The following is an 18,796-nucleotide window of genomic DNA, read 5'->3' as shown; positions in this document are numbered from 1 at the left end:
TTTCTCCCCTCAGAACACCTGAATGCCCTGACGCCAGACGTTTTGAACGTAGTGATGTTCGCCGTGCGCACGTGCCAGCACCAGGTCCGCGCGTTTGCCCTCGGCAATTTCCCCGCGATCATTCAAGCCCAGCGCATTGGCCGGATTACGCGTCACCAGCTTCACCGCCTGCGGCAGGCTGAAGGCATTATTCTCATCCGTCGCGATGCGAAAGACCGCGTCGAGCAGGCTGGCGGGATAGTAGTCGGAGGAGAGAATATCCAGCAGGCCGAGCGAGGCCAGCTGGTGCGCCGCGACGTTGCCGGAATGCGAGCCGCCACGCACGATATTGGGTGCCCCCATCAGCACCTGCAACCCGTTAGCATGAGAAGCACGCGCCGCTTCTTCGGTGGTCGGAAATTCAGCGATCACGCTGCCGAGCGCCAGCGATTCTTCGACATGTGCAGCGGTGGCATCATCGTGGCTGGCCAGTGAAATCCTGCGCTCACGGCAGTGTGCAGCAATGGCTTCACGGTTTGGCTGCGCCCAGCGGCGCGACAGGGCGATTTGCTCTTCCTGATAGTCGTCCATCTGCTCATCGTTAAGGTTGTATTTGCCCTGATAATATTCGCGATATTTCTGCGGCGTGGCGAACTGGCGCTGGCCCGGCGAATGGTCCATCAGCGACACCAGCGACAGCACTGACGTGTCCATCAGCTTCTCGAACAGCGGCAACGTGGTTTCATGCGGCAGTTCGCAGCGCAGATGCAGACGGTGTTCGGCGCGGTTCAGCCCGGCGTTCTGGCTGTTCACAATCGCGTCGATCATTTTTTGCAGATTCTCCAGACGATGCCCGCCGTCGCGCACATCCCCAACCGCCACGGCATCCAGCACCGTGGTGATACCGCTGGCGACCATCAGCGCATCGTGGCTGCTCATTGCGGAATGTGCCGGCCAGTCAACTTTCGGGCGCGGCGTGAAAAATTTGTCCAGATTATCGGTGTGCAGCTCGATAAAACCGGGCATCAGCCAGCCGCCCTGCGCATCCAGCGCCTGCGGTAACTGACTGCGGGTGTCAGCGAAGGCGCTGATCACGCCGTTTTGCATCTCAAGGGATCCTTCAACAACCTGATCGTCGAGCACCAGTCTGACGTTATTAATGATCATGCGGACATCTCCGGAGCCGTTTCCAGGCTCATTTCATATAAACGATCGGCAACGCGTTCGCGTACATCCGCATCATGGAAAATCCCGACCACCGCCGCGCCGCGCGCTTTGGCCTGTTCAATCAGCGTGACGACCGCCGCGCGGTTGGTGGCGTCCAGCGAAGCCGTCGGCTCGTCGAGCAACAGCACCGGATAATCGACCACAAAACCGCGGGCGATGTTCACGCGCTGTTGTTCGCCGCCGGAAAACGTCGAAGGCGCGAGGTGCCACAGGCGTTCCGGCACGTTCAGATGGCGCAGCAAGGCGCTGGCGCGGGCTTCGCTTTGCGCTTTATCCACGCCCAGTTCCAGCAGCGGCTGCATCACCAGATTCAGCGCGCTGATGCGTGGGATAACCCGCAGAAACTGGCTGACCCAGCCGACCGTATGGCGGCGAACCGCCAGGATCTGCCGCGCTTCGGCGCTGACCATGTCAATCTGCTGGCCCTGATGTTCCACCCAGATTTTGCCGCTGTCCGGCAGATAGTTGCCGTATAAAGAGCGCAGAAGGGTAGATTTCCCGCTGCCGGAATGGCCGTGCAGCACCACGCATTCCCCGGCATTTACTGTCAGGCTGGCGTTGCTGAATACCGGCAATCTGGCGCTGTTCTGGTTATGCAGAACAAACGTTTTACTGAGATTTTCGACCCTGAGCTTCGTCGTCATTTTGGTCACTCTTTCTCTTAAATAAGGTTCAGGACAGCACGGAAGAAACGAGCAGCTGTGTATAAGGATGATGCGGATCGTCGAGCACGCGGTCGGTTAATCCACTTTCCACCACCTGACCCTGTTTCATCACCAGCAGACGGTGCGCAAGCAGGCGGGCGACGCCCAGATCGTGGGTGACAATCACCACCGCCAGCTGCATTTCCACCACCAGCGTGCGCAGCAGATCCAGCAGACGCGCCTGCACGGACACGTCGAGTCCGCCAGTCGGTTCGTCCATAAACACCAGACGCGGATGCGTCACCAGATTGCGGGCGATTTGCAGACGTTGCTGCATGCCGCCGGAAAACGTGGTTGGGAGGTCATCAATGCGCGACACCGGAATTTCGACATCCTCCAGCCACTGACCGGCTTTCTTGCGGATATCGCCGTAATGACGTTCGCCCACGGCCATCAGACGTTCGCCGATGTTGCCCCCGGCAGACACCTGACGGCGTAAACCGTCCATCGGATGCTGATGCACCACGCCCCAGTCGGTGCGCAGCAAACGGCGGCGGTCGCTTTCGGCCATGTCATACAACGACTGTGCGGCAACCTGGCCGTTGTTGTAGATGACCTGTCCTTGCTGTGGCGCGAGGCGGGCAGAAATCGACTGCAACAGCGTGGTTTTACCCGAGCCGGATTCACCGACAATGCCCAGCACTTCGCCCGGATACAGATTGAACGACACATCGCTGAAGCCTTTGCCCGGCGCATAAAGGTGGGTCAGGTTATTCACCGACAACAGGGGTTCGGCGGCGAGATTTAAGGGAGTGGTCATCAGCGGTTACCCTCGTTGGAAGCCTGTTGCTCAACCTGCTGAGCACAAAAATCGGTATCAGAGCACACGAACATGCGGTTGCCCTGATCGTCGAGCACCACTTCATCGAGATAACTGTTGCGCGAGCCGCAGAGGGCGCAGGGTTCATCCCATTGCTGGACGGTGAACGGATGATCGTCGAAATCCAGACTTTCCACTTTGGTGAACGGCGGCAGGGCGTAAATGCGTTTTTCACGGCCGGCACCGAACAGTTGCAAGGCGGGCATCATGTTCATTTTCGGGTTATCGAATTTTGGGATCGGCGACGGATCCATCACGTAGCGGTCATTCACTTTTACCGGATAGGCGTAGGTGGTGGCGATGTGGCCGAAGCGCGCGATGTCCTCGTAAAGTTTCACCTGCATCACGCCGTACTCTTCCAGCGCGTGCATTTTTCGGGTTTCCGTTTCACGCGGTTCTATAAAGCGCAGCGGCTCCGGGATCGGCACCTGAAAAATCAGGATCTGATCTTCCTGCAACGGCGTCTCCGGGATGCGGTGACGGGTCTGGATCAGGCTGGCTTCCACGGTTTTCTCGGTGGTTTTCACCCCCGCGACACTCTGGAAGAATTTGCGGATCGACACGGCATTGGTGGTGTCATCGGCGCCCTGGTCGATCACTTTCAGCACATCGTTTTCACCGATCACGCTGGCGGTCAGCTGGATCCCGCCGGTGCCCCAGCCGTAAGGCATCGGCATTTCGCGTCCGGCGAACGGTACCTGATAACCGGGGATCGCCACGGCTTTGAGGATCCCACGGCGGATCATGCGTTTGGTCTGTTCATCCAGATAACCGTGGTTGTAGCCGGTCAGTGTGCGGGCGGTATTATTGTTCATTGGCAGGATCCTGTTCTTTCGCGGCGCGCAGGCGTTTTAGCAACTCCAGTTCGGCCTGGAAATCGACGTAATGCGGCAGTTTGAGGTGCGAAACAAAACCGGCGGCTTCGACGTTATCGGCGTGCGACAACACGAATTCTTCGTCCTGCGCCGGGCTGCTGATCTGCTCGTTGTATTCACGGGTTTGCAGTGCGCGATCCACCAGCGACATCGACATCGCCTTGCGCTCGGCACGGCCAAACACCAGCCCGTATCCACGGGTAAAGTGTGGCGGTTTGTCTTCGGGGGCGACAAAACCGTTCACCATCTCGCATTCGGTCAGCAGGATTTCGCCGATATCAATGGCAAAACCCAGCTCCTCCGGCACAATGTCGACGGTCAACCAGCCGGTGCGGATTTCTCCGGCAAACGGATGCGTGCGACCGTAACCGCGCTGGGTGGAATAGCTCAGCGACAGCAGAAAACCTTCGTCGCCGCGCACCAGCTGTTGCAGACGTGCCGCGCGGGATGCCGGAAATACCGGCGGCGTGCGGGTGATATCTTCCGGCTCACTTCCGTCGTCTTCTTCACGAACGGCCAGCTGTTGCTGTGTCAGCAAATCAAATACGTGCCCGCAGTCTTCCGGCTGCGGTTCATCGGCAATCGGGGTAAACGGCGCTTCGCCTTCGGCCAGCAGGGCAAAATCCAGCAGACGGTGGGTGTAATCGTAGGTCGGCCCGAGCACCTGGCCGCCCGGCAAATCTTTGTAGATGGCGGAAATGCGGCGTTCAAGGCGCATCGCCTGAGTGTTCAGCGGCTCGCTGGTCGCCAGACGCGGCAACGTGGTGCGGTAAGCGCGCAGCAGAAAAATCGCTTCAACCAGATCACCGCCGGACTGTTTGATCGCCAGCGCCGCCAGCTCGCGGTCGTAGATCCCGCCTTCGCTCATCACACGGTCAACCGCCAGCCCCAGCTGTTGTTCAATCTGATCACAGCCCAGTTCATTCACATCAGCGTTGCCACGGCGTTCGTGCGCCAGCAACTGATGGGCGGCGGCAATCGCCTTCTCACCCCCTTTAACGGCGACGTACATCAGCACACCTCCACGCGCGTGGTGCGCGGTATGGCAATCAATTCTTCGCCGCAGGTGAACATAAAGTCCAGGCCCAGCGGGAAGCGGTGAGGGCGGTTGAGCAGATAATCGCGGACGGAATCGGGCAACTGCGGCGTGATCATCCGGCTGCTTTCGATGCCCGGCCCGCTCAGACGCAGCGGCGTGCCGCCGGTGAGACTTTCCAGCTGAACAATCACGCTGGTCGCCAGCTCCGGTGACATTTCATCCCCGCACGGAAAAGCCAGCAGGGTGGCGCTGTCGAGCGCCGGATCGGCCAGCGCAAAACTGACGGCAGAGGCATCGTCGGTCAGCACGGCACCGGTATGAAAACGCAGGTTTTTACGCAGGATTTCATCGTTGAGCGACGCGCTCAGCCACAGCGGCGTGTCTTTATCGATAAGCGTCAGCAGCACGCAGGCGCTGGCAGAGCCCAGTGCGCCAAAACCAGGCATAGCGGGTAACTGCACGCTGACGCCGGGCTCGCTTAACGCCTTGAGAATACGACGAAAGCTGTACTGCGCATCGGCAACGGGATGTTGAAAACTGGCAACAAGTGACATGAATTATTCTCCGCGAACCAGGGTAAAGAAATCGACGCGGCTGGAAGCCACTTCACGGGCGCGTTGCTGACGGCGCTCCTGTTGCAGCGCAGCCAGCGGGGCGATCACACGTTTATGCAGCAGTTCGTCCATGCCCTGCATTTGCAGTAAGGCGTCGATGACCGCGCACAGTTCGGCGTGCGGTTTATTGCGCCCGCTGACGTAGCTGTAGCCATAGACGCCGCCATCTAACTGAATGACCGCGCGGGTGATGGTCATGTCGCCCATCACGAAACGTTTTCCGGTGCCGCCCATGCGGCCCTGAAGCTGCGTCAGTCCGGTTTCGGCAGCGCGGATGCGTTCAAACTGCGGTGATAAATTTAACGTTTGCCAGTGCGCGAGCAGTTCGTCGGGGCGGCTGTGAGCCAGCACCGACATCCAGCGCTGGCGGGTTTGCAGGTGATCCATTCAGTGCTCCATGGTCAGTTCGATCATGTCGGCGCGCGTCAGGCTGACGGAGTATTCCGCCACCGTGTCGCTGCCTTCACGAATGTTCAGGGTGCGCACACACAGCAGCGGTGCCTGCGGTACGATTTCGAGTAATTTGCTCTCTTTCGCCAGCGCGCGGCGGGCATTGATACGGGTGGTGCGGCGGCTGAGTTTTTGCTTAATTTCTTCGCGGATAAAATCGTGCAGCGAGCCGCTGTGGAAGTTTTGCAGCGCAGGCCACCAGTCGAGATCCGGCAGGTAGTGGTCAATCACGCAGACCGGCACACCGTTAACGCGGCGCAGTGTGCGCAAATGAATAATCGTGTCGCCTTCCTGGCGGGACAGCGCCGCCGCAACGTGATCGGTCGCCGGACGCAGCACCGCCAGCAGACGTTCGCTGGTCGGGTGACTGCCCTGATCCAGCAGGTTCTGGCTGAACCGCGCCTGCGAGTGCAGCGGATAATCGTAAGGCCGCATCAGCACCAGCGTGCCAATGCCCTGACGGCGTTGCAGCCAGCCGCGATCCACCAGCTCATCCACCGCACGGCGCAGCGTGTGGCGGTTCACCTGAAAACGTTCGGCAAGCTGTTGTTCCGGCGGCAGATAATCGCCGCAGCGGTAACCGTTACGCAGTTCCTGTTCCAGTTCGGCAGCGATTTGCTGATACACCGTGGTGTGACTGGTCGGATGTCTAGATAAGTTCATCACAATGAATACCTCGCACGGGATAAACGGGCTATGGCAGGGGAAGTATGAAAGCGGTCTGAAAGGGTCATGATGCAAACCTCAGTGTGGCGTTGGCATCATGTTGGCGGAGCTTAATGACAGTTGGGTGAAGGTCTGATTGCAGGGAAATGAAGAGTTGGAAGACATCGCGCAGGAATGAAAGGCGGTGATTTACCCCGGATGCGCAGGCAATTACATTTCTTCCGCACCATCGGCGGAAGCAGCGTAAGGTGATTTTTCCTTCGGTTATATAAAATTTTGTATATTTCATCCGGGAAGGTAAGATGAAAAGGATTTTCTTTGTCGACAGCAGTTTGGCGGATTTACAGCGTTTTCCCTTACAGGCTCGTCGGGAAGCAGGACACCCGTTATATCGGGTGCAGCATGGCGAGATGCCTTTTGACTGGAAACCCATGCCAAATGTGGGGATGGGTGTCCGCGAAATACGGATTAAAGACGCGGAGGGTATTTACCGGATTTTATATATCGCCAAATTCAAAGAAGCCGTTTATGTGCTTCACTGCTTTCAGAAAAAATCTCAGGCCACGAATCATCATGATCTTGAGTGGGCTAAAAAACGCTATAAATCAGAAGTAAGCCGGAGGAAGAATGATTCAGAGTTTTGATAATGTCTGGGATGCCATCGAAGATACGCCGCAGCAAGCCGAGAATATGAAAATACGCTCCAGATTAATGATGGTTCTCACTGCACACATCGAGAAAAACAAAATGACCCAGGCTCAGGCTGCGCAGTTTTTTGGGGTAACTCAGCCACGGATATCGGATCTGATGCGCGGTAAAATCTCGGTGTTCAGTATTGATATGCTGGTGAACATGCTGGCGAGTGCCGAGTTGCACATTACCCATATTGAAATCGGTGGGCAAGCCGTGGCGTGAAAACGAAGAGTTGGAAGGTGCCTCGCAGGAATTAACAGTGGTGATTTACGAGTTGAGTGTGAAGGAATACACTTTGTTTTAGTTGATTGTTTTTCATACTAAAAACTGTAAAAGGAACTGTTATGTCAGTAGGAAATAAGAGGGATTTTAAAATGTCTGCGGAGCAACCCGTTCAGGAAACAGCAGTTGAGCAATGGCGACGTGAAAACCGGGCCGGGCTTGAGGCGCTCAAGAAATACGTGGAAAAGCATGGGACGCTGACTCATCCGCCACGGAAATTATAAATGGAGCATTACGCTATTTATAAAAATATGGGTGAGCGTAAAGCCGCTTACCCTTATCTGCTTAATGTTCTCCATCCTGCGGCGAGTGGCTTTGGTCATACCGTCATGGTGCCGCTGGTTCCCCTGGCGAGGATGACTACCTCTCCCCCTAAAAAACTGTGCCCGTTACTAAAAGTTCAGCACAAACATTATGTGCTGATGACACATATTCCAGGCGGGATCCCGCCTCAGGAAATTGGCGATCAGGTCAGGCAGCTCGATGGCGAAATCTATGAAGTGAAAAATGCCTTTGATTTTTTACTGAATGGAATTTGAATCAGAGAAGAGGGGAATGATTTCCCCTCTGAATGGAATCTAACGTAAGTAATGGATCACCTGATTGCCGCTGCCGCGCCAGATAAGTGAGGGGTCTTTCAGTTCCTGCACGAATTTCCCGTCGACCAGCACGTTGATTAATGCCGTCACTTCCTGCTGTTCAGCGCTCAGTTCACCCAGCGTATAACCGGTCCACATCCACACGTCTTTACCCGGACATTCCGCCCGCACGCGCAACAACAACTGGCGCACGGCGGAAAGATTCTGCGGATGCAGCGGGTCGCCGCCGGAGAGCGTCAGCCCCTGACGTGGGATGACGGTGTTTTGCAGGTCGGCGATGATGCGGTCTTCGTCTTCCTGCGTAAAAGGTTTGCCGGAATCCAGCCGCCAGGTGCTTTTGTTATAGCACCCGCGGCATTCGTGGACGCAGCCGGAAACGAACAGCACGCAGCGCGTTCCCGGCCCGTTGACGACGTCTATCGGGTAATACTGATGGAATCTCAACGCATTAACCCAGCTGGCCGTTACCCAGATGTTTAATCCGGCGCTTCACTTCTTCCTGCTTACCGGCATTAAACGGACGGGCATCCGGGCTGCCGAGATAACCGCACACGCGGCGGGTGACTGACACGCGGGAAGGTTCGTGATTGCCACATTTCGGGCAGGTGAAACCTTTGCTGGTACATTCGAATTCGCCGGTGTAGCCACAGTCGTAGCACTCATCGATGGGCGTGTTGGTGCCGTAATACGGCACGCGGGTGTAGCTGTAATCCCACACGTCTTCCAGCGCTTTTAGGTTGTGCTGCAGGTTCGGGTATTCGCCATAGCAGATGAAACCGCCGTTGCTCAGTGGCGGATACGGCGCTTCGAAGTCGAGTTTTTCGTACGGATTCACTTTCTTCTCGACGTCCAGATGGAAGCTGTTGGTGTAATACCCTTTATCAGTGACCCCGGCCACCAGCCCGAACTCGGCTGTATCCAGACGGCAGAAGCGGTCGCACAGGTTTTCGCTCGGCGTGCTGTACAGGCTGAAACCGTAGCCGGTTTCATCTTTCCAGCTCTCGGTGGCGGCTTTCAGTCGGGCAACAATCGCCTCGGCTTTTTCGCGCAACTGGCTGGCGTCGAAGACATGAGTCTCGTCACCGAACAGCGCGTTGATGGTTTCATGCACGCCGATGTAGCCCAGTGAAATCGATGCGCGGCCATTTTTGAAGATACCGGAGATATCGTCGTCGGCTTTCAGACGCACGCCGCACGCCCCTTCCATGTACAGAATGGGTGCCACGCGGGCTTTGATGCCTTCGAGGCGGGCGATGCGCGTCATCAGCGCTTTTTTCGCCAGCAGCAGACGCTCATCGAGCAGTGCCCAGAACGCGGCTTCGTCGCGTTTCGCTTCCAGCGCGATGCGCGGCAGGTTCAGGCTAATTACGCCGATATTGTTGCGGCCTTCGTGGATCATCTCGCCATTTTCTTCATAAACGCCCAGGAAACTGCGGCAGCCCATCGGCGTTTTGAAGGATCCGGTGACTTTCACCACCTGATCGTAATTGAGGATATCCGGATACATGCGCTTGCTGGCGCATTCCAGCGCCAGTTGCTTGATGTCGTAATTGGCGTCACCGGCTTTATGATTCAGGCCGTCGCGGATGGCAAAGACCAGTTTCGGGAACACGGCGGTTTTGCGGTTTTTGCCAAGCCCCGCAATGCGGTTACGCAAAATGGATTGCTGGATCAGGCGGGATTCCCACGTCGTACCCAGCCCGAAACCGAAGGTAACAAACGGCGTCTGACCGTTGGCGGTGTGCAGTGTGTTGACTTCATATTCCAGCGACTGGAAGGCGTCATAACACTCTTTCTCGGTGCGGTTGTGGGCAAAGGCTTCGACATCGGCAATCTGCCACTCTTCGGCGGTCTGGCGATGTTTGTTGAAGCTGGCGGTGACAAACGGTGCCAGCACTTCATCAATACGGTTAATGGTGGTGCCGCCGTAAATGTGGCTGGCGACCTGCGCGATAATTTGCGCGGTGACGGCGGTGGCGGTGGAAATTGACTTAGGCGTATCAATTTCCGCATTGCCCATTTTGAAACCGTGATTCAGCATGCCTTTCAGGTCGATCAGCATGCAGTTAAACATCGGGAAGAACGGCGAGTAATCGAGGTCATGATAGTGGATTTCGCCGCGCTCGTGCGCCAGCACCACTTCACGCGGTAAAATATGTTGTTTGGCGTAGTGCTTCGCCACAATACCGGCCAGCAGATCGCGCTGGGTCGGGATGACTTTGCTGTCTTTGTTGGCGTTCTCGTTGAGCAGCGCCATATTGCTTTGCTCAACCAGACCGCGGATTTCCTGGTTCAGGCGCCCGCGCATTTCACGTTTCACGTCGCGGTCGTGGCGGTATTCAATGTAAGCACGCGCCAGTTTTTTGTACGGCCCCGCCATCAGCTGGTTTTCTACCGCATCCTGAATTTCGTGGATATCGACGCGTGCCTGGTCTTGCAGATTTTCAGCAACAACGCGGGCGACCTGTTCGCAATAACCAATGCTGTCGATACCGGCAGCCGCCGCCGCGCGTTGCACCGCTTGTTTGATCAGAACTTCATCGAAAGGGACCTGACAACCATCCCGCTTAATCACGATGGGTTGCATTTTCTTCGTATTAGCGGGAACGGATTCCAGTCTGTCTGCCTTCACAATGACACTCCTTTTTTGCGCACCCCGCGCCCCACAAGGCCTGAAGGCCTGTTGTGCGGGTTTTACAGGTAAACGCTATATATTGGGTTGGGTGTGTACTATACACACTAGATGTAGGATTCGCGCGAGCGTTAATTCTCGTTTTATTGACCTGAAACAAAGAATTTTTTCAGCGGAAGAATTGATGACCAAATGTAAATTCTGGCCTCATTTTTGCCTGTTGTTTTTTAAGGAGATGCATAAAAAACAAACGGGTCAGCCACGCGTGTGACTGACCCGACAGAACAGAAAATTCAGACTATATGGCGAGTTGCCAGAGGCATTCGTAAGGACGAAGGATGCCGGAAGTGGCGGAGGTGTCGTAATTACTCAGCAGCGTCTCGCCGGTGAATTCTGTGAGATCCAGTGCCTGATCCTGCGCGCTCAGGTTGGCCACCACGCGCAGGGTTTTACCGCCTGCGGTACGCGTATAGCACCAGAGTTGCGGATGCTCCGGCAGCAAGTCCTGATAATCGCCGTCCGTCAGCACCGGCAACGTTTTGCGCAGGCCGATCAGTTGCTGATAGAGATAAAACACCGAATCCTTATCTGCCAGCGCCTGTTCGGTATTAATTTCCTGCGCGTTGTGGCTGACGGAAATCCACGGCGTGCCGGTGGTGAATCCGGCCTGTTCTCCGGCGTTCCACTGCATCGGCGTGCGGCTGTTATCCCGCGATTTCTTCGCCAGAATGCGCAGCAGTTCTTCGTTGCTGCGCCCGTCTGACTTCAGCTCGGCAAACATATTCAGGCTTTCCACATCGCGGTATTGCTCGAGATGTTTAAAGCCCGGATTGGTCATGCCGATTTCTTCGCCCTGATAAATGTAAGGCGTGCCCTGCAACCCGTGCAGCACCATCGCCAGCATTTTGGCGGACGTCGTGCGCAGTGCGCCTTCATCGCCAAAGCGCGACACGATGCGCGGCTGATCGTGGTTACACCAGAACAGCGCATTCCAGGCGTGGCCGTGCATTCCCTGCTGCCATTCGCGGAAAATCTGTTTGAGCTGGATAAAATCCGGCGGCGCGTCGGTCCACTTCTCACCGTTCGGGTAATCGACTTTCAGGTGATGGAAATTAAAGGTCATCGACAGTTCACTGCCGTCGTTGGCGGCGTAACGGCGGCAATGTTCGAGCTGAGTGGAAGACATTTCGCCGACCGTCATCAGCCCGAGCGGTTTGAACACGTCGCGGCTGAATTCCTGCAGGAACTCATGAATGCGCGGCCCGTCAGTATAAAAACGGCGGCCATCGCCTGCGTCGTCAGCGGGGAAATCCTGCTGTTTCGAGACCAGATTAATCACGTCCAGCCGCAGTCCGTCGACGCCTTTATCCGCCCAGAAATGACAGACTTTTTTCAGTGCCTCGCGCACCGGCGGGTATTCCCAGTTGAGATCGGCCTGTTCGGTCGCGAACAGGTGCAGATAATACTGGCTGCTGTCTTCATGCCACTGCCAGGCGCCGCCACCGAATTTGGAGCGCCAGTTGTTCGGCGGCCCGCCTTCGGCAGCGCCGTCACGCCAGACATAGAACGGGCGGAAGGTGCTGCCCGGATCCTGCGACTGGCGGAACCATTCGTGGTGGGTCGAGGTGTGGTTAAACACCATGTCCATCACGATGCGCATTCCGCGCTGATGTGCCTCTGCGGTCAGCCGCTCGAAATCTTCCAGCGTGCCGTAAGCCGGGTCAATCGCGCAGTAATCGGCCACGTCGTAGCCATTATCAATTTGTGGCGAGAGGTACATCGGCGTCAGCCACAGGGCATCAACGCCCAGCGTTTTCAGGTAATCCAGACGCCGGGTGATGCCGTTGATATCACCGGTGCCGCTGCCCGTGGTGTCCTGAAAACTCTTTGGGTAAATCTGGTAAATCACGCCGTTTTTCCACCACGGCAATTCGCTATTCATTCCATTTTCCTTCTTGAAAGTCTTACACCACTGCCAGTTCGCCACGGCGCGCTTTACGTTGATAAACCAGCACGGTCAGGATAATCGGCACCACAATCGCCACCAGCATCGCCAGTCCATAGATGCTCCAGAACTGCGGTTTGATGGACAAAATGCCCGGCAACCCGCCGACGCCAATGCCATTGGCGGTGACGTGGAACAGGCCGCAGATAAGGCCAGCTAAGGCCGAGCCGATCATCGCGCACAGCATCGGGAAGCGGTATTTCAGGTTGATGCCGTACATCGCCGGTTCGGTGACGCCGAGGAAGGCGGAAATCGCCGCAGGCACGGAAATCTCACGCTCGTTATGTTTACGGCTGACGATAATCACGCCGACGACCGCAGCGGCTTGCGCAATGTTGGACAGGGCGATCAGCGGCCACACCGGGGTGCCGCCGGTGCTTTGTACCATCTGCATGTCGATGGCGAGCGTCGTCTGATGCACGCCGGTAATGACCAGCGGTGCGTAGAGGAAACCAAACAGTGCGGCACCGACTGGCGCGAGGCTGCCGGTCATGACGAATTTCACCGCGAAGGCCACGCCGTCGCCGATCATGCGGCCAAACGGCCCGATCAGCGTATGCGCCAGGAACACGGCAATAATCAGTGAAGTGACGGGCACAATCACCAGATACAGGTAATTCGGGATGATGCGCTTGAGGCCATTTTCGATCATCGCCAGCGCCATACCGGCGAGAACGGAAGGAATCACCTGCGCCTGATAACCGACTTTTTCGATGGTGAACCAGCCGAAATTCCACACTTCAGGAATTTGCTGCCCGAGGTTGTAGGAGTTCATTAACTGCGGCGACACCAGCGTGATGCCGAGCACGATACCGAGGATTTCCGTCCCGCCCATTTTTTTGACCGTCGACCAGCAGACCGCCACCGGCAGGAACATAAACACCGCTTCGCCGAGCAGCCACAGGAAGTCATAAATCGACTGCCACAGCGGATGCATCTGCGCCAGCGTCTGGCCGCCGCTCATCGGGATTTCACCGATAACGTTGCGGAAACCGAGGATCAAACCGCCGCTGATCAGCGCCGGTAACAACGGGAAGAAGATTTCCGCGAAGTGAGAAATGCTGCGCTCAAACCAGCTCATATTCTGGCGGGCGGCGACTTTCGCCTGTTCTTTTCCGGCCGCACTTTTCCCGGTACTGGCGATCAGGACTTTATAGTAATCATCCACTTCCGGCCCGATCACCACCTGGAACTGACCGGCGTTGGTGAAGCAACCTTTCACCATCGGCAGGGCTTCGAGGCCTTTCGGGTCGGCTTTGGACGGATCATTGAGGACAAAACGAAGACGCGTAATGCAGTGAGTCACCATCGCGATATTGTCGCTGCCGCCAACGAGGGCGATCAGCTGATCAACATCCTGTTGCTTAACTTTGCTCATGAGATGTGGCCTGTGATTTAGCGTAAGGGTGTGGGTAGGGTTCAAGCATAGCGAAGGCGGTGGGAACTTGTCCGGGAACGTTCCCGGTTTTGCCGGGACGATCACAAAGTTTCTGTTTTTATCTGGCGGGAAGGCCGGTCAGGCGGAGAGTTTTCCGGGAATAATCAGCTGCTGCACGGTCGCGGAACCGCCAAGCTGAGCCAGCAGTTGCGTTGCCGCCGCTTCACCGCCCGCGCCGTAACCGAGTTCCACCGAATAAGATTCAGGGAACAGGAAGTGCAGCAGCGGGTTGTTGCCGATCCCGCAGACCTGCACGTCGCGGATTTGCTGCTGTTGCAGGTATTTCTGTGCGCCGATGGCGATAGTGTCCGAGGCACATACCACGGCCTGAATGTCATTTTCCAGCAACTGCGGGATCAGATCGAAGCCGCTCTGATAAGTGAGCTCGCCCAGCGCCACGTGCGGCGTCAGACCGTGCGCCTGACAAAATGCCTGATAGGCCGCGCTGCGCCGCTGGCCGGTGGTGGTGTCCTGCGGGGAGACGCCGATAAAGCCGATCCGGCGCAGGTTCTGTGCCAGCAACTTTTGCATCAAAAGGTGTACGGCGCCGGCATCGTCATAACAGACAGAGGACAGCCCCGGCATATCGCGCGCCAGTATCACCATTTTATCCTGCCACGGCGTCAGCATCTGCGCGGATAAGCCGGTGAAACCAAACAGCACCACGCCGTCGATGTTGCGCTGTTTCAGCACCTGCAAATGTTCTTTAACGCGTTCGGCGCTGAACTGACTTTCCAGCACGATCGGATCGTACCCCTGCTGATAAAACAGCGGCAGCATGGCGCGCACCGCCAGGTTTTCTGACGGCGAATCGAGACGCGACACGATGATCGCCACAATTTTATCGCTGAACCCGCGCATGGCCCGCGCCGATTTCGACGGGCTGAAATGCTGCTGTTCAATCACCTGTAATACCCGTTCACGGGTTTGCGGGCTGACGTTGCCTTCGTTATTTAAAACGCGGGAAACCGTGGATTTTCCGACGCCGCTCAGGCGGGCAATATCATTAATAGTCAGGCGATTTTGCATGGTGATTTTTTTAGCTAAAAATGCTCAGGTTTAAAAACGGTTGTAGTTGGTGAGCGTATGATCCGCTCAAATATCGACGCTTCGCAATATCGAATCGATACCCTAACGGATTTTCCTGCCTGATGCGTATGAATTTCCAGACCGTTCCTTACCGGAGGTGAAAACCCATGGAACCCGACCCCAATTCAGTAGGTCCGTTGTGATCCGGTAAGCACCCGCATTTTCGCTGCTGCTTGCCGTGACGTTACCTGGCAGGCAGCGGCGCACGTCTTTTCGTTCGCCCTGTTTTTAACAACCCTTTTGCCATGCTCATGGCGGCTTCGCCGTGGGTGCAACAAAGGTGCGAATGATGTTCAAAAATCTCACTTCCCGGCTGCTCACTGCGCTCAGCCGTAATTTACCGCGCCGTTTAGTCCGCCGCGATCCGATGCTGGAAAACGTGCCAGCCCGTGCGTCGCAGGCGATCCCTGCGGCGATGTCCGCCCATTGTCAGGCCTGTGCCCGCGCAACGGAAGATCAGCTCTACCTGCAATTTGCCAGCCATCCGGAAGGGCTGACCGCGCAGGAGGCCGAGGCTATCCGCGACGTTTCCGGCCTCAATCAGACCGGCGATCAGCAACCTGCGCCGTGGTGGCTGCACCTGTGGCACTGCTACCGCAATCCGTTCAACCTGCTGCTGACCGTGCTCGGGCTGGTGTCTTACGCCACCGACGATCTGACGGCTGCGCTGGTGATCGGCGCGATGGTGTTTATTTCCACCTTCATGCATTTCATTCAGGAAGCCCGCTCCAATAAAGCCGCCGATGCGCTGAAAGCCATGGTCAGCAACACCGCCACGGTGCTGCGCAGCGACGCGCAAACCGGGCGCAGTGAAACAGTGGAAATCGCGATCAGCCAGCTGGTGCCGGGCGATCTGATCAAGCTTTCTGCGGGGGATATGATCCCGGCAGATTTGCGTATTCTTTCCGCCAAAGATTTGTTTATCAGCCAGGCAGCGCTGACCGGTGAATCCCTGCCGGTGGAAAAACATGCCTGCGAGAAAACCCCGGTTGCCGCCGATCCGCTCGAACTGAACACCCTGTGCTTTATGGGCACCAACGTGGTGAGCGGCACGGCGATTGCGATGGTGATTGCCACCGGCAGCAAAACCTGGTTCGGCCAGCTTGCCGAGCGCGTGGTGCAGGAAGACACCCAGCCTAACGCCTTCCAGGAAGGGATCAGCAAAGTCAGCTGGCTGCTGATCCGCTTTATGATGGTGATGACGCCGGTGGTGCTGGTGATCAACGGCTACACCAAAGGCGACTGGTGGGAAGCGGCGCTGTTTGCGCTTTCGGTGGCGGTCGGCCTGACGCCGGAAATGCTGCCGATGATTGTCACCTCGACGCTGGCGAAAGGCGCGGTCAAACTCTCGCGCCAGAAAGTGATCGTCAAACGTCTGGACGCCATCCAGAACTTCGGCGCGATGGACATTCTCTGCACCGATAAAACCGGCACGCTGACGCAGGATAAAATCGTGCTCGAGCGCCACACCGACGTGCTCGGCGTGACCAGCGACGACGTGCTGCATCTGGCGTGGCTGAACAGCCATTATCAGACCGGCCTGAAAAATCTGCTGGACGTGGCGGTGCTGGACGCCGGCGATCCGCATCAGGGCCATAGCTCGCTGAAAGTGGACGAAATTCCGTTCGATTTCGACCGCCGCCGTATGTCTGTGGTGGTGGCTGAAACCGACCAGAATCACCGCCTGATCTGCAAAGGCGCGCTCGAGGAAATGCTGTCGATTTGTACGCTGGTGCAGCTCAACGGTGAGATTGTGCCGCTGACCGATGTGCTGCTGGCGCGCATCCGCCGCATTACGGATGACCTCAATCAGCAGGGGCTGCGCGTGGTCGCCGTGGCGCATAAAGTGATGCCTGCCCGCACGCAGGGTTACGCGGTGCCGGATGAATCCAGCCTGATTCTCGCCGGTTACATTGCGTTCCTCGATCCGCCAAAAGAGAGCACCGCACCGGCGCTGGACGCCCTGCAACGTAAAGGCGTGACGGTGAAAATCCTCACCGGCGATAACCCGCTGGTAGCACGCAAAGTCTGCAAAGATGTCGGCTTACAGGCCGATAACGTGGTGATCGGCAGCGATATCGATGTTCTTGATGATGCAGAGCTTCTGCGCGTTGCCCGCGAAACCACGGTGTTTGCCAAACTGACACCGATGCATAAAGAACGCATTGTGCGCGTGCTGCGCGGCGAAGGGCATGTGGTCGGGTTTATGGGCGACGGCATTAACGATGCCCCGGCGCTGCGTGCGGCGGACATCGGGATTTCCGTGGATTCCGCGGTGGATATCGCCAAAGAGGCGGCTGATATTATCCTTCTGGAAAAAAGCCTGATGGTGCTGGAGCAGGGCGTGACGGAAGGGCGCAGAACTTTCGCCAACATGCTGAAATACATCAAAATGACCGCCAGTTCCAACTTCGGTAACGTGTTCAGCGTGCTGGTGGCCAGCGCCTTCCTGCCGTTCCTGCCGATGTTGCCGCTGCATCTGCTGATTCAGAACCTGATTTACGATGTGTCACAGGTGGCGATCCCGTTTGATAACGTGGACGAAGAACAGCTGGCTAAGCCACAGCGCTGGAACGCCGGGGATATTGGCCGCTTTATGGTGTTCTTCGGTCCGATCAGCTCCGTATTCGACATCCTGACTTTCAGCCTGATGTGGTGGGTGTTTAAAGCCAATACGGTGGAAGCGCAGACGCTGTTCCAGTCCGGCTGGTTCATCGAAGGGTTGCTGTCGCAGACGCTGATTGTGCATATGATCCGCACCCGCAAAGTGCCGTTTATTCAGAGCCGCGCCTCCTGGCCGCTGTGCATCATGACGCTGATGGTGGTGGTCACCGGTATCGCGCTGATCTACTCGCCGGTCGCCGGGTTCCTGCAATTGCAGGCGCTGCCGCTGAGTTACTTCCCGTGGCTTATCGCGATTCTGGCGGGCTACATGGTGCTGACGCAGTGCGTGAAAGGCTGGTTCGTGCGCCGTTACGGCTGGCAATAATCGCAGCGCATTCATCATAAAGGCGGTGATTGTTAACGCAGTCACCGCTTTTTTTTTATCCAGAGACTATAGTTATTCCTTTAGATTCAGCGGGCTAAGATGGCGCGCTTTTTTACTCTGAGGAATTTCACCGATGCGAGTGCCTTTCCGCCGTACCTTTCTGGCTTCATCCCTGCTGCTTTGTGTTTCCGCCTATGCCGCGCCGGCCGGTAATTTACCGCTGATGCCGTGGCCGGATATCAAACTCTAATGTGAGTGATTTATTTTATATGTTGTGTTTAACGAAATTCTAATAAGTGTGTTTTACACAATATATGAATTTTCGAATAACAAAATTAAGAACAAGTCATGTCATGCAAGCTTGTGCAGAGTGAGTAATTTGATGAAATTCTTGTTGGTGCCAAAGTATTCTGGGAAATTTATAGTATAGTGCGGTCTGCTGACTGAGGCTGGCGAATACGAACCTCTGAAAGGTTGGAGGCTGAAACCCAGAACTCTTTAATTTATTGAGTCCGAAAGACTATGATCTCCTTTACTTCTTATTTTAGCCATCTGTTCAACCTTTTGTAGATGCGATGCATATCAGAATGACGCAAGGCGAGCCTGTATTCAGAAAAATAATTGAGTTGGTGAGGAATAAAATAAATGCCTAAAGATGGGGTGTTTTTTAAAATCTTCAAGATGGTGCTTACTGC

Annotated in this window: 18 protein-coding genes; 5 read left to right on the top strand and 13 right to left on the bottom strand. The window is 56.3% G+C overall.

Annotated features, from left to right (window positions below):
• Positions 1–9: 9 nt before the first annotated feature.
• The 8 genes from phnM to phnF are packed head-to-tail and all read right to left on the bottom strand — an operon-like array spanning position 10 to position 6,371.
• Positions 10–1,146 (bottom strand): alpha-D-ribose 1-methylphosphonate 5-triphosphate diphosphatase, encoded by a 1,137-nt coding sequence (phnM, locus tag ABSH60_RS07110; protein WP_136375204.1) that lies wholly within the window; start codon positions 1,144–1,146, stop codon positions 10–12.
• Complete coding sequence (phnL, locus tag ABSH60_RS07105; protein ID WP_390973337.1) at positions 1,143–1,850, bottom strand: phosphonate C-P lyase system protein PhnL; 708 nt, start codon at positions 1,848–1,850, stop codon at positions 1,143–1,145. The genes phnM and phnL overlap by 4 nt, the downstream gene beginning before the upstream one ends.
• 28 nt (positions 1,851–1,878) lie before the next feature.
• Positions 1,879–2,670, bottom strand: coding sequence for a phosphonate C-P lyase system protein PhnK (gene phnK, locus ABSH60_RS07100; RefSeq protein WP_056782414.1), 792 nt, complete (start codon positions 2,668–2,670; stop codon positions 1,879–1,881).
• Positions 2,670–3,545 (bottom strand): alpha-D-ribose 1-methylphosphonate 5-phosphate C-P-lyase PhnJ, encoded by an 876-nt coding sequence (locus ABSH60_RS07095; RefSeq protein ID WP_390973335.1) that lies wholly within the window; start codon positions 3,543–3,545, stop codon positions 2,670–2,672. Before ABSH60_RS07095 ends, phnK begins: the two co-directional genes overlap by 1 nt.
• Positions 3,535–4,617, bottom strand: coding sequence for a carbon-phosphorus lyase complex subunit PhnI (locus ABSH60_RS07090; RefSeq protein ID WP_056782412.1), 1,083 nt, complete (start codon positions 4,615–4,617; stop codon positions 3,535–3,537). Before ABSH60_RS07090 ends, ABSH60_RS07095 begins: the two co-directional genes overlap by 11 nt.
• Positions 4,617–5,198, bottom strand: a complete 582-nt coding sequence (gene phnH, locus ABSH60_RS07085) for a phosphonate C-P lyase system protein PhnH (RefSeq protein WP_136375201.1) — start codon at positions 5,196–5,198, stop codon at positions 4,617–4,619. The genes ABSH60_RS07090 and phnH overlap by 1 nt, the downstream gene beginning before the upstream one ends.
• Positions 5,199–5,201: 3 nt before the next feature.
• Complete coding sequence (gene phnG, locus ABSH60_RS07080; protein WP_056782410.1) at positions 5,202–5,645, bottom strand: phosphonate C-P lyase system protein PhnG; 444 nt, start codon at positions 5,643–5,645, stop codon at positions 5,202–5,204.
• A complete protein-coding gene (gene phnF / locus ABSH60_RS07075; RefSeq protein WP_183850053.1) occupies positions 5,646–6,371 on the bottom strand; it encodes a phosphonate metabolism transcriptional regulator PhnF in 726 nt (241 codons plus the stop codon).
• A gap of 305 nt (positions 6,372–6,676) precedes the next feature.
• Between phnF and ABSH60_RS07070 the strand changes: the two genes are divergently transcribed.
• The 4 genes from ABSH60_RS07070 to ABSH60_RS07055 all read left to right on the top strand — a co-directional run bounded on the left by ABSH60_RS07070 (position 6,677) and on the right by ABSH60_RS07055 (position 7,888).
• Positions 6,677–7,018: a type II toxin-antitoxin system RelE/ParE family toxin gene (locus tag ABSH60_RS07070; RefSeq protein ID WP_390973332.1), complete on the top strand. Its 342-nt coding sequence runs from the start codon at positions 6,677–6,679 to the stop codon at positions 7,016–7,018.
• Complete coding sequence (locus ABSH60_RS07065; RefSeq protein ID WP_056782407.1) at positions 7,002–7,289, top strand: helix-turn-helix domain-containing protein; 288 nt, start codon at positions 7,002–7,004, stop codon at positions 7,287–7,289. Before ABSH60_RS07070 ends, ABSH60_RS07065 begins: the two co-directional genes overlap by 17 nt.
• A 122-nt stretch (positions 7,290–7,411) precedes the next feature.
• Positions 7,412–7,573 (top strand): type II toxin-antitoxin system CcdA family antitoxin, encoded by a 162-nt coding sequence (locus tag ABSH60_RS07060; protein ID WP_082465799.1) that lies wholly within the window; start codon positions 7,412–7,414, stop codon positions 7,571–7,573.
• Positions 7,574–7,888 (top strand): CcdB family protein, encoded by a 315-nt coding sequence (locus tag ABSH60_RS07055; RefSeq protein WP_122096262.1) that lies wholly within the window; start codon positions 7,574–7,576, stop codon positions 7,886–7,888.
• Between the two features lie 39 nt (positions 7,889–7,927).
• Here the strand turns inward: ABSH60_RS07055 and nrdG are convergent, their stop codons facing one another.
• The 5 genes from nrdG to treR form a co-directional block, all read right to left on the bottom strand.
• The gene (nrdG, locus tag ABSH60_RS07050; RefSeq protein ID WP_122096261.1) at positions 7,928–8,392 is read right to left on the bottom strand and encodes an anaerobic ribonucleoside-triphosphate reductase-activating protein; all 465 of its coding nucleotides are present in this window, start codon (positions 8,390–8,392) and stop codon (positions 7,928–7,930) included.
• A gap of 4 nt (positions 8,393–8,396) precedes the next feature.
• Positions 8,397–10,535 (bottom strand): anaerobic ribonucleoside-triphosphate reductase, encoded by a 2,139-nt coding sequence (gene nrdD, locus ABSH60_RS07045; protein ID WP_390975708.1) that lies wholly within the window; start codon positions 10,533–10,535, stop codon positions 8,397–8,399.
• A 343-nt stretch (positions 10,536–10,878) separates the two neighbouring features.
• Entirely contained in the window at positions 10,879–12,522 is a 1,644-nt protein-coding gene (gene treC / locus ABSH60_RS07040; RefSeq protein WP_390973329.1) for an alpha,alpha-phosphotrehalase, read from the bottom strand.
• Positions 12,523–12,544: 22 nt separating this feature from the next.
• Entirely contained in the window at positions 12,545–13,963 is a 1,419-nt protein-coding gene (treB, locus tag ABSH60_RS07035; RefSeq protein ID WP_390973327.1) for a PTS trehalose transporter subunit IIBC, read from the bottom strand.
• A gap of 138 nt (positions 13,964–14,101) precedes the next feature.
• The gene (gene treR, locus ABSH60_RS07030) at positions 14,102–15,052 is read right to left on the bottom strand and encodes a trehalose operon repressor TreR (RefSeq protein WP_390973325.1); all 951 of its coding nucleotides are present in this window, start codon (positions 15,050–15,052) and stop codon (positions 14,102–14,104) included.
• A 346-nt stretch (positions 15,053–15,398) separates the two neighbouring features.
• On the opposite strand from treR, the gene mgtA reads away from it, so the two are divergent.
• The gene (mgtA, locus tag ABSH60_RS07025; RefSeq protein ID WP_390973323.1) at positions 15,399–18,101 is read left to right on the top strand and encodes a magnesium-translocating P-type ATPase; all 2,703 of its coding nucleotides are present in this window, start codon (positions 15,399–15,401) and stop codon (positions 18,099–18,101) included.
• Positions 18,102–18,796 lie beyond the last annotated feature (695 nt).

The organism is Rahnella sp. R3(2024) (assembly GCF_042920125.1).
GTDB classification, from domain to species: Bacteria; Pseudomonadota; Gammaproteobacteria; order Enterobacterales; family Enterobacteriaceae; genus Rahnella; species Rahnella rivi.
This window is presented reverse-complemented; position numbering and strand designations above follow the sequence as displayed.